Raw genomic sequence first — 10,232 nt, 5'->3', positions numbered from 1 at the left:
CCCCCTCGACCGGCCCACCTCGTCCCTCCGGCCGCCGCCCCCCTCGACCGGCCCACCCCGTCCCTCCGGCCGCCGCCCCCGGCCGGGGACCCCCGGCCGCCGTCCTCCTCCCCCGACGCGCCCCGGCCTCCCCGGCCCCCTTCCGACCTCAGCCCGCTCACCCGTCCGCCCGGCCGAAGAGCGGCGCCAGGAGCAGCTGCGCCGCGCCCTCGGCGACCGCGCGGTCCCCGCCGGGGGCGACGCGGACGGGGACGGTGGTGCCGAGGGGCCCCTCGCGCCGGGCGCGTTCGTCGAGGACGGCGGCGACCCCTCGTACGAAGGTCTCCGGCGCGGCGGCGATCGTGCGGCCGCCGAGCAGCACGAGGTCGATGTCGAGCAGCCCGGCGAGGTTCGCGGCCCCGGCGCCCAGGACGCGCGCCGCCTCTTCCGGCTCGGCCCGGCCCACCGCCGCCAGGCACAGCGCCTCGACACAGCCGCGGTTGCCACAGTGGCAGGGCGGCCCGTCCAGCTGGATGACCTGGTGGCCGAGCTCCCCCGCCCCGGTCCGCGGCCCCCGGTGCACACTGCCGCCGATCACCAGCCCGGCACCGAGGCCCGTACCGAGGTGCACGTACGCGAAGGAACCGCCCTCCCCGCCGACCGCGAGCCCGAGGGCGGCCGCGTTGGTGTCCTTGTCGACGACCACCGGCACCCCCAGCCGCGCCGCGAGCGCGTCCCGCAGCGGGAACCCGTCCCACTCGGGGAACCCGGTGACCCGGTGCAGCACCCCGTGGACGTGGTCGAGCGGCCCGGGCGCCGCCACCCCGACCCCGAGCAACGTGTCGCCCCCGTACCCGATCAGCTCCCCGGCCACCGCCGCGAGCGCGCCCAGCACGGCCGCCGCCCCGGCCCCCAGGTCCAGTGCGGCGCGCCGCTCCGCCACCACCTTCCCGTCGAGGTCGACCAGCACCGCCCGCAGCTCGTCGCGGTCGAGATGCACCCCCACCGCGTGCCCCGCCTCCGGCACCAGCCGCAGCACGGTGGCCGGCTTGCCCCCCGTGGACGCCCGCCGCCCCGCCTCCGCCGCGAGGCCCTCCTCCCGCAGCCGAGCGGTGATCTTGCTGACGGCCTGGGGGGTGAGCCCGGTCCGCCCGGCCAGTTCGAGCCGGCTGATGCCCCCGCTCCCGGCGGTCCGCAGCAGGTCCAGCACCAGCGCGGTGTTGTGGCTGCGCACGGCGAGCAGATTCGCCCCGACCGACCCCGGCCCGCCGCCCGGCCCGCCGCCCCTCGTGCCGCCCCGCACGCCGCCTCGCGAACCGCCTCGCACAGCGGTGCTCCCCGTGCTGCTCGTCGTCTCGTCCACGGACCCATTCTCCCCGCCACTTGCACTTAGGCAACAGCGTTGCGAAAGTAGGACGCATGACAGCTGCCCCTCCCCTGCGCGTCGGCCTCATCGGCTACGGTCTCGCCGGATCCGTCTTCCACGCCCCTCTGATCGCCGCCACCGAGGGCCTCGCCCTGGACACGGTGGTCACCTCGAACCCCGAGCGGCAGGCACAGGCGAAGGCCGAGTTCACCGGCGTCCGGACGGTCGCCGCCCCGGACGACCTGTTCGACCGGGCCGACGATCTCGACCTGGTCGTCATCGCCTCCCCGAACAAGACCCACGTCCCGCTGGCGACCACCGCCCTCAAGGCGGGCCTCCCGGTCGTGGTGGACAAGCCGGTCGCCGGTACCGCCGCCGAGGCCCGCGGCCTGGCCGCCCTCGCCGAGGAGCGCGGCCTGCTGCTCTCGGTCTTCCAGAACCGCCGCTGGGACAACGACTTCCTGACCCTGCGCAAGCTCCTGGCGGACGGCGACCTGGGCGAGGTGTGGCGCTTCGAGTCCCGCTTCGAACGCTGGCGTCCGCAGCCCAAGGGCGGCTGGCGCGAGTCCGGCGACCCCGCAGAGATCGGAGGTCTCCTCTACGACCTCGGCAGCCACGTCGTCGACCAGGCCCTGACCCTCTTCGGCCCGGCCACCGAGGTGTACGCCGAGGCGGTCGTCCGCCGGGACGGCGCCGAGACCGACGACGACACCTTCATCGCCCTCACCCACGCGAACGGCGTCCGCTCCCACCTCTACGTCTCGGCGACGACGGCCCAGCTCGGCCCGCGTTTCCGGGTGCTGGGCTCGACGGCGGGGTACGTCAAGTACGGTCTGGACCCGCAGGAGGCGGCCCTGCGCGAGGGCGACCGCCCGGGCGCCTCGGACGGCTGGGGCGTCGAACCGGAGTCGCTGCACGGCCGGATCGGCGCCGGCGAGTCCCCGGTCACCGGCGGCGGCCGCGCCGTCCCCACCCTCCCCGGCGACTACCCCGCGTACTACGCGGCCGTGGCCCGGGCCCTGCGGGGCGAGGGTGCCAACCCGGTGACGGCGCTGGAGGCGGCCGCCGCCCTGGACGTACTGGAAGCAGCCCGCCGTTCGGCGGCCGAGAAAGTGACGGTGACCCTCTGATGCACCACCCGCAGATCACCCCCCGGTCCACCCCCGAGCTCACCCCGTCGGTCGAGGAGCTGGAGGCCCAGCAACGCCGCCTGGTCTTCCCGCAGTTCACGAACGACGACGCGTGGGCCCTGGGCTCCCTGCTGGTGGAGATGGCACGGGAGCGCCAGGCCCCGGTGGCCGTGGACATCCACCGCGCGGGCCAGCAGCTCTTCCACGCCGCCCTGCCCGGCTCCACCCCCGACAACGACGCCTGGATCACCCGCAAGCGCCGGGTGGCGGAGCGTTACGGCGCACCGTCCTACCTGGTGGGAGCCCGCTTCCGGGCCAAGGGCACGACGTTCGAGGAGTCCTCCCGCCTGGACCCCGACGCGTTCGCGGCCCACGGCGGCTCCTTCCCGATCACGGTGGAGAACGTGGGCGTGATCGGCTCCATCACGGTCTCAGGCCTCCCCCAACTCCAGGACCACCGCTTCGTGGTGGAGGCCCTGGAGACGTACCTGAAGCTTTAAAGCACGTTCGGCCGGAGCAGCCCCGTAAGGGGCGCGGGGAACTGCGCGAGCAACCACGGACCACCCGCACCCGCCCGCGCAGATCCCCACCCCACCCCTCAGGCGTCCTTGAACTCCTGCCGCTGCCGCCCAAGCCCCTCGATCTCCAGCTCCACCACATCCCCAGCCCGAAGGAACGGCTTCGGCTCAGGCGCCCCCATGGCAACCCCCGCCGGCGTCCCCGTGTTGATGACGTCCCCGGGGTACAGCACCATGAACTGACTGACGTACCGCACGACTTCGGCGACCGAGAAGATCTGCTCGGCGGTCGTCCCGTCCTGCTTCAGCTCCCCGTTCACCCACAGCTTCAGCGACAGCCCCTGCGGGTCCCCCACCTCGTCCGCCGTCACCAGCCACGGCCCCAGCGGATTGAACGTCTCGCAGTTCTTCCCCTTGTCCCAGGTCCCGCCCCGCTCGATCTGGAACTCCCGCTCGGAGACGTCGTGCGCGACGGCGTACCCGGCGACGTACGCCAGCGGATCCTCGTCGTCGGCCACGTAGCGGGCGGTGCGCCCGATGACGACGGCGAGCTCCACCTCCCAGTCGGTCTTCACCGATCCGCGCGGCACCAGCACGGTGTCGTACGGCCCGACGACCGTGTCCGCGGCCTTGAAGAAGACGACCGGTTCGGCCGGCGGCTCGGCCCCGGTCTCGCGGGCGTGGTCGTGGTAGTTGAGCCCGATGCACACGACCTTGCCGATCCGCCCCAGCGGCGGCCCGATCCGCAGCCCGGTCGCGTCGAGCGCGGGCAGCTCCCGGGCGTCGGCGGCGGCCCGGACCCGGCCGAGGGCGGCGTCGTCGGCGAGCAGCGCGCCGTCGATGTCGTCCACGACACCGGACAGGTCCCGCAGCACCCCCTCGGCGTCGAGCAGAGCGGGCCGCTCCGCCCCCGCCGTACCGACTCGCAGCAGCTTCATGGTCGTCACCGTCTCCCTTGGTAGCGAGCGTCCGGCCGATGGGTGCAGCCATCGGAGGACTGGTCGATCCTCCAAGATGCACGTACAGCGGGCAAGAGCCTGTTCACGTACTGGACCGTAGCCCTCCGCTCCCTCACCCTCTCACCGGTACAGCACCGCGCGCTCGACCGCGCTCCAGGCGGTACTGGTCACCACGTACAACGCGGCGGCGAGCGGCACCACGGCCACGGTGAAGAGCGTGAAGAACGACAGGTAGGGCACGACCTTGGTCACCGCCGCCACCCCCGGCGCCGCCTCCACCCCCGGCGCCGGCTGCTCCCCCGCACCGACGCCGACACCCGGCACCGCCGTCCGCTTCGCCCGCAGGAAGTTGAAGGTGGCGACGACGGCGACGAGGACGAACAGCACCGCGTACACCAGCCCCGCGCCCCCGAACACCCCGCCACCGGCATCCCCCAGCAGATCGACCCACCGTCCGCCGAGCGGAGCCCCCAGCAGGTCGTGCGCGAGCAGGCCGTTGTCCCCGCCGCCGATCGTCCGGTTGGAGAAGAGGTGGTAGAGGAGGAAGAACGCGGGCAGCTGCAACAGCCCCGGCAGACAGCCGGACAACGGGGACACCTTCTCCTCGGCGTGCAGCTCCAGCACGGCCTTCTGCAGGGCTTGCTGGTCCTTCCCGTGCTTCCTGCGCAGTTCGGCGACCCTGGGCTGGAGCGCGGCCCGGGCGCGCTGGCCGCGGGCGGCGGCCCGGGACAGGGGATGCACGAGCAGTCGTACGAGGGCGGTGAACAGGACGATCGCGGCGGCGGCCGCGGAGGCGTGGAACAACGGCTGGAGCAGGTCGGCGAGATGCGCGACCAGGCCGGCGAAAACGGACATGGGTGGGAGCCCTCCAGGGGGTCTCGTCGTGCCGTGGTGATGAGGTGGGACGGCATGACGACCCGCGCGGGGTCACCGGGAACGGATTCCGGGTGCCTTACGCGGCGGTCGCCTGGAGGTGGATTCCGGGTGCTCGCGGCCGGGTGCGGCCCTTCGCGTCCGGATCGCGTTGCGCGAGGAAGGCCGTGCGCCGGGCCCGGTCGCGGATCGCCGTACGGACCCGGGTGGGCGGCACGACGGGCGCGGAGCGCGCGGCGAGCAGGCAGCTGACGGCGAGGGCCGAGCCGACGGCGGCGGTCGCGGCGAGCGCGACGGTGGTGAAGAGGCTGCCGGAGTCGAGCAGCAGCAGATCGAACAGCACGAGCAGGAGCAGGGCGACGGAACGCGAGGCCAGGGCCCGACGGCCGTACACACGCATGTCAACTCCCCTCTCCTCACCGAACTTTATACGAGACCAGTTTCCCCCACACCACCATCCGGTACCGCGAGGTGAACTCGGGCGTGCAGGTGGTGAGCGTGATGTAGTACCCCGGCTCCCGGTACCCGTACGACGGTTTCACGATCGAGCGCGGTACGGGCCGGACGACCCCGGAGTCCAGGGACGACGTCTGCGGCAGGATCTGGTCGACCACGTAGGTGTAGGTCCCCGCCTCCGTCTCGACCTCGATCGTGTCCTCGCGCCGCAGCCGGGGGAGGTAGCGGAACGGTTCGCCGTGCGTGTTCCGGTGCCCGGCGAGCGCGAAGTTGCCGGCCTGGCCGGGCTGTTGGGTGCCGGGGTAGTGGCCGACGTACCCGTGGTTGAGCACCTTCGGCTTGCTGACGCCCTCGGCGATCGGCACGCGCAGGCCGAGCCGCGGGATGACGAGGACGGCGTACGCCTGGGAGGCGACGACCTGGGTGGGGTACGCCGTCCGCTGCCGTCCGGTGCCGGACCCGGCGGCCGGCGCGGAACCCTTCGTACCCTCCGCACCCCCCGAACGCCCCGTGCCCGCGCCACCCCGCACGCTCGTCCCGCCGCCCTCCCGCCACTCCCGCTCCAGCGCCTGCACCTTCCGCTCGGCCCCCTGCTTCGCCTCCCGGTTGGTCCACCACAGCTGGTGCACGACCAGGAGCATCAGCACCACGCCCACGGTGACGAGGAGTTCACCCCCGGTCCACAGCACCCGCCGCCCCACTCGCCGTCGCCCCACCCCCCGTCGCCGCACCCGCCACCACCGGTCACCGTGCCCCACGACCCTCCGCACCGCGCACCTCCCGCCACCCCGCAGCCCGCCGGTCGGGCCCGCACGATAGGACGACAGCGGCCAAGTCACCAGAGACACGGCACGTCCCGCCCCGACCCCACCCCCCAACCCCTTCCTCCACCGCTTTTAGAAAGCACTGCCACAACCCTCGACAACCCCACACGTCACACCTGATGCTTCGTGTTGGCATGCGGGGGGACGAGTCGACGCCGGTTCGGGAACCGGTGTTTGAGCCGCACGGAGAGGTTGAGAAGCAGCCATGATCCGACGCAGAACACTCCTGGCCGCCGCCGGAGGCGGCATCCTGGGCAGCGCCCTGGCCACCGGCACGGCCCGCGCCGACGCGACGATCACCGTCAGCCCGTCGACGTCATGGGGCACCTGGGAGGGCTGGGGCACGTCCCTCGCCTGGTGGGGCAACGTCTTCGGCACCCGCGACGACTTCGCCGACATCTTCTTCACCACCAAGTCGACGTCGTACAACGGCACTTCGCTCCCGGGCCTGGGCCTGAACATCGCCCGCTACAACCTGGGCGCGTGCAGCTGGAACACCGTGAACGGCGAGAGCATGGTCGCCTCCGCCAACATCCCCGCGTTCAAGCAGATCGAGGGCTACTGGCAGGACTGGAACAACGAGGACCCCACCTCCTCGGCCTGGGACTGGACGGCGGACGCGACCCAGCGCGCGATGCTCGTCAAGGCCGTCAACCGGGGTGCCACCGCCGAGCTCTTCGCCAACTCCCCCATGTGGTGGATGTGCCTGAACCACAACCCGTCGGGCGCCTCGGACGGCGGCAACAACCTCCAGTCCTGGAACTACCGCCAGCACGCCTCCCACCTCGCCTCGGTCGCCCTGTACGCCAAGAACCACTGGGGCGTGAACTTCGCGACGGTGGAGGCCTTCAACGAACCGTCCTCCTCCTGGTGGACGGCGACCGGCACCCAGGAGGGCTGCCACATGGACGCGACCGTCCAGGCGGCCGTACTCCCCTACCTGCGGTCCGAGTTGAACAGCAGGGGCCTGACCGGCACCAAGATCTCGGCATCGGACGAGACGAGCTACGACCTGGCCCGCACCACCTGGGGCGCCTTCTCCGCCACCACCAAGGGCTACGTGGACCGCGTGAACGTCCACGGCTACCAGGGCTCCGGCGGCCGCCGCGACCTCCTGTACACGGACGTCGTCACGACGGCCGGCAAGGCCCTGTGGAACTCGGAGACCGGCGACAACGACGGCACCGGCTACACCATGGCCTTCAACCTCCTCTACGACTTCCGCTGGCTGCACCCCACCGCGTGGGTCTACTGGCAGGTCATGGACCCGTCCACGAACTGGGCGATGATCTCGTACGACGCGAGCACCCTGGCCGCGGGCGCGGTCACCACCAAGTACTACGTGATGGCCCAGTTCAGCCGTCACATCCGCCCCGGCATGAGGATCCTCGACACGGGCGTGAGCAACGCCGTGGCGGCCTACGACTCCTCGGCCAAGCGCCTGGTGATAGTCGCCCTCAACACCGCCACGTCCGCCCAGACCCTCACCTTCAACCTCTCCGGCTTCACCACGGTGACCGGCGGGACCGGCGGCCTGGTCCCCCGCTGGAACACGGTGACGACGGGCGGCGACGCCTACAAGGCGTACTCGGACACCTACGTCTCCGGAAAGACGGTGGCGGTGTCGGTGCCGGCGAAGGCGGTACAGACCCTCCAGATAGACGGCGTGACGATCTGACCCGCACCTCCGCCCGCCCCCGGTGCAGGGGGCCCCACCCCACCAGACCCTCCCCTCCCCTCCCCCTGCACCGCACCCGCCCACTCCCCCTCCCTCCCTCTCTCCATCCCTCTCTCTCCTTTGTCACCGCCGGGCAGTACGGTGTCGTCCATGCGCCCCGACACGCCTGCCGAGAACGTCGTCGACCACACCGCCGAAGCGGCACGCCTGGAGCGGACCGCCGACCGCTACCCCGAAGACGCCGAAGCCCTCCTCCTCCGGGCCGCGGCCCACCTGGAACTGGCCGACGCCCGCCCCGCCGCCACCGCGCTCTACGACCGCCTGCTGGCCACGCCGGACGCCCTGGAGAACGCGGCCCTCGTCCGGGCCCTCAAGGCGTCGAACCTGTGGGAGTACGACCACGAGGCGGAGGCCAGGGCGATCATCGACGGCATCCGCGCCACGCCCCCGCGGGACCCGGCCCCCTGGGTCATCGTCGCCGAGTCCCTAGAAGCCCACGACGAGCTGGAGGCGGCGCACGACACGTTCACGGAGGCGGCCACCCTCCTCCTCACGGACGTCGCCGAGCCCCCCTACGCCACGCACCCGCTCCTCTTCGGCCGCCACCGGGTCCGCCGCATGCTGGGCCTCCCCCACGACGACTGGGACGCCCGCGCGGACACCCTCCACTCGTCCCCCGTTTCCCTGGACGAACTCCACGACCCCAAGCGCGTGTGGTCCCTGGGCTCCGACAACCCGGCGGAGCTGGAAGCGGAAATCTCCCGCCTCCAGGCGGAACTGGGCGCCTTCCGAGCGGCCCTCTCCCGCCCCTTCCCGGTGGCGGTCCTGCACTGGCCGGCGGAAGAACTCTCCGAGCTCCTGTCGGCGTACCCCGAGCTGGCCGCCGAGTACCCCTCCCACCCCGAGCACCTCGCGACCATAGAGTCCTCGCTGCGCGAACTCTCCACCTCCGGCACCCCCAACCTGGGCATCGTCACCGGCACGGTCCCCTCCTACGAGGCCTTCGCCGCCTCAGAGGGCTCCTCCCCCTCCGACACGACCCTCCTCCCCCAGTACGCGACGACCCTGGCAGCCCGCGGCCGAGCCGTAGCGTGGCCCCCACAACGCACCTCGGACTGCTGGTGCGGCCAGCCCCAGCCGTACGACGCCTGCCACGGCGCATAAAGGAGACCTCAACGAAGTGGCCCGCCGCGGGCAAATCCCCGGCTGGCCACTTCAGCCGTACGCCTCTCAGGCGCTACACGAGCTGCGCCACCAGACCCGCCGTGAAATCGCTGAACCGGTCATCCGAGCAGCCCCCGCCGATGAAGTAGCCAGCCGCCCGGCTGTTTCGATGGGAACGGTCAGCTGCTGTTACGTTTCTCGGATGAGGAAGGGACCTGCTACGTGGAAAGTCGGGGCGGACGAGCCGCTCGGCTTCTTGATCGCTTCGGTGGGCAACGCGGCGGCTCTCGCATTTGAGTCGGCCCTGGCCGAAGAGGACTTGCATCCGCGTCATTTCGCCGTGCTGCGCGGGTTGCGCGACGGCGGGGAACATTCGCAGCAGCAGCTTGCCTCCTCACTCGGTATCCCGGCCAGCCGCTTGGTCGGGCTGCTGTCGCTGCTCATCGAGAGGGGCCTGGTGGAGCGGCGCGAGTCGCCGAGTGACGCCCGGGTGAAGCTGGTGCGCCTGCGGGAGGAGGGCCGGGTGGAGCTGGAGAAGCTGATCGGGCTCGCGGGCGCCTCGGAGCGGCGGCTGACCGCGGGCCTGGCGGCGGAGGACCAGGCCGAGCTGCGTCGGCTGCTCGGGATCGTCCATGCCAACGTCGCTGCTGAATCCGGGGCGCGGCCCGCTCGGGTGTGGTGATCGGGCCCCTCCGGCCTGGTTGTTCGATCCAGCGACGGGGTGCGCCTTGCCATACCGTTTCGGTTGTAATAATTTCAGTGGAAACGGATTGGGCGCCTGTAGGGCCCGTCGCCAAGGGAGACGATGATGACGGTCAAGAGCGGGGACACGGTCGAGGAGTTCCTTGAGCGGGTCCGGCAGGCCTGGGACGCGGGTGACGCGACGCGCTATGCCGCGCAGTTCGCCGAGGACGCCTCATACGTGATCTTCATGGGAGATGCCATGTTCGGGCGCGCCGCCATCGCGCAGACACACCACGAGGTGTTCACCCGGTGGCAGAAGGGCACGCGCATGACAGTCAAGCCGATCGATGTGCGAATGCCGGACGAGTCCACGGCGGTGGTGACCACGGTCGGCGGCATCGGCAAAGGCAGCCGGGTCGATGTGGACAAGTTCCAGACCTTCACACTGCGTCGCCGCGACGGACGTTGGGAATGCGTGGCGTTCCAGAACACTGAAATGAGTCGCCGGTCCAAGCGCGCCTACCGCTCCCGATGACCGCCCGCACCCGTTCTTGATCTCGACACGGCAACACGGCCGGCCGGCCAAGCGCATCGACCAGGG

At 71.9% G+C, this 10,232-nt stretch carries 11 protein-coding genes; 6 read left to right on the top strand and 5 right to left on the bottom strand.

Going from position 1 to position 10,232, the window contains the following annotated elements; genetic code table 11:
* Window positions 1-157 precede the first annotated feature (157 nt).
* On the bottom strand, window positions 158-1,282 hold the full coding sequence (locus AB0958_RS23410) for an ROK family transcriptional regulator (protein ID WP_366892432.1): 1,125 nt from the start codon (window positions 1,280-1,282) through the stop codon (window positions 158-160).
* 116 nt (window positions 1,283-1,398) lie between these two features.
* Between AB0958_RS23410 and AB0958_RS23405 the strand changes: the two genes are divergently transcribed.
* Complete coding sequence (locus tag AB0958_RS23405) at window positions 1,399-2,475, top strand: Gfo/Idh/MocA family oxidoreductase (RefSeq protein WP_366892403.1); 1,077 nt, start codon at window positions 1,399-1,401, stop codon at window positions 2,473-2,475.
* Complete coding sequence (locus AB0958_RS23400) at window positions 2,475-2,975, top strand: heme-degrading domain-containing protein (RefSeq protein ID WP_366892402.1); 501 nt, start codon at window positions 2,475-2,477, stop codon at window positions 2,973-2,975. Before AB0958_RS23405 ends, AB0958_RS23400 begins: the two co-directional genes overlap by 1 nt.
* A 98-nt stretch (window positions 2,976-3,073) precedes the next feature.
* Here AB0958_RS23400 and AB0958_RS23395 read toward each other — a convergent pair whose 3' ends face one another.
* The 4 genes from AB0958_RS23395 to AB0958_RS23380 form a co-directional block, all read right to left on the bottom strand.
* Window positions 3,074-3,931 carry a fumarylacetoacetate hydrolase family protein gene (locus tag AB0958_RS23395; protein ID WP_366892401.1) on the bottom strand — a complete coding sequence of 286 codons (858 nt, stop codon included), beginning with the start codon at window positions 3,929-3,931 and terminating at the stop codon, window positions 3,074-3,076.
* Window positions 3,932-4,072: 141 nt separating this feature from the next.
* Window positions 4,073-4,807 (bottom strand): membrane protein insertase YidC, encoded by a 735-nt coding sequence (gene yidC / locus AB0958_RS23390; protein ID WP_366892400.1) that lies wholly within the window; start codon window positions 4,805-4,807, stop codon window positions 4,073-4,075.
* Between the two features lie 97 nt (window positions 4,808-4,904).
* Window positions 4,905-5,225 (bottom strand): DUF6412 domain-containing protein, encoded by a 321-nt coding sequence (locus AB0958_RS23385; RefSeq protein ID WP_366892399.1) that lies wholly within the window; start codon window positions 5,223-5,225, stop codon window positions 4,905-4,907.
* A 16-nt stretch (window positions 5,226-5,241) separates the two neighbouring features.
* The gene (locus tag AB0958_RS23380) at window positions 5,242-5,970 is read right to left on the bottom strand and encodes a class E sortase (RefSeq protein ID WP_366892398.1); all 729 of its coding nucleotides are present in this window, start codon (window positions 5,968-5,970) and stop codon (window positions 5,242-5,244) included.
* Between the two features lie 340 nt (window positions 5,971-6,310).
* Here AB0958_RS23380 and AB0958_RS23375 point away from each other — a divergent pair, with 340 nt between their 5' ends.
* The 4 genes from AB0958_RS23375 to AB0958_RS23360 all read left to right on the top strand — a co-directional run bounded on the left by AB0958_RS23375 (window position 6,311) and on the right by AB0958_RS23360 (window position 10,166).
* A complete protein-coding gene (locus AB0958_RS23375) occupies window positions 6,311-7,783 on the top strand; it encodes a beta-1,6-galactanase (RefSeq protein ID WP_366892397.1) in 1,473 nt (490 codons plus the stop codon).
* Window positions 7,784-7,933: 150 nt separating this feature from the next.
* The gene (locus AB0958_RS23370) at window positions 7,934-8,947 is read left to right on the top strand and encodes a hypothetical protein (RefSeq protein WP_366892396.1); all 1,014 of its coding nucleotides are present in this window, start codon (window positions 7,934-7,936) and stop codon (window positions 8,945-8,947) included.
* Window positions 8,948-9,149: 202 nt separating this feature from the next.
* The gene (locus tag AB0958_RS23365; protein WP_366892395.1) at window positions 9,150-9,629 is read left to right on the top strand and encodes a MarR family transcriptional regulator; all 480 of its coding nucleotides are present in this window, start codon (window positions 9,150-9,152) and stop codon (window positions 9,627-9,629) included.
* A 123-nt stretch (window positions 9,630-9,752) separates the two neighbouring features.
* Window positions 9,753-10,166, top strand: coding sequence for an SgcJ/EcaC family oxidoreductase (locus tag AB0958_RS23360; RefSeq protein WP_366892394.1), 414 nt, complete (start codon window positions 9,753-9,755; stop codon window positions 10,164-10,166).
* Window positions 10,167-10,232 lie beyond the last annotated feature (66 nt).

Source organism: Streptomyces sp. NPDC006655 (assembly GCF_040703965.1).
Classification (GTDB): Bacteria; Actinomycetota; Actinomycetes; order Streptomycetales; family Streptomycetaceae; genus Streptomyces.
Note: the sequence above shows the minus strand (reverse complement) of the source record. Positions and strands in the feature narration are given on the sequence as shown.

Bases quoted from the DNA above. Each gene is read 5' to 3' on its own strand.
- AB0958_RS23405 (WP_366892403.1), top strand. From the start codon at position 1,399: ATGACAGCTGCCCCTCCCCTGCGCGTCGGCCTCATCGGCTACGGTCTC.
- AB0958_RS23400 (WP_366892402.1), top strand. From the start codon at position 2,475: ATGCACCACCCGCAGATCACCCCCCGGTCCACCCCCGAGCTCACCCCG.
- AB0958_RS23395 (WP_366892401.1), bottom strand. From the start codon at position 3,931: ATGAAGCTGCTGCGAGTCGGTACGGCGGGGGCGGAGCGGCCCGCTCTG.
- yidC (WP_366892400.1), bottom strand. From the start codon at position 4,807: ATGTCCGTTTTCGCCGGCCTGGTCGCGCATCTCGCCGACCTGCTCCAG.
- AB0958_RS23385 (WP_366892399.1), bottom strand. From the start codon at position 5,225: ATGCGTGTGTACGGCCGTCGGGCCCTGGCCTCGCGTTCCGTCGCCCTG.
- AB0958_RS23375 (WP_366892397.1), top strand. From the start codon at position 6,311: ATGATCCGACGCAGAACACTCCTGGCCGCCGCCGGAGGCGGCATCCTG.
- AB0958_RS23370 (WP_366892396.1), top strand. From the start codon at position 7,934: ATGCGCCCCGACACGCCTGCCGAGAACGTCGTCGACCACACCGCCGAA.
- AB0958_RS23365 (WP_366892395.1), top strand. From the start codon at position 9,150: ATGAGGAAGGGACCTGCTACGTGGAAAGTCGGGGCGGACGAGCCGCTC.
- AB0958_RS23360 (WP_366892394.1), top strand. From the start codon at position 9,753: ATGATGACGGTCAAGAGCGGGGACACGGTCGAGGAGTTCCTTGAGCGG.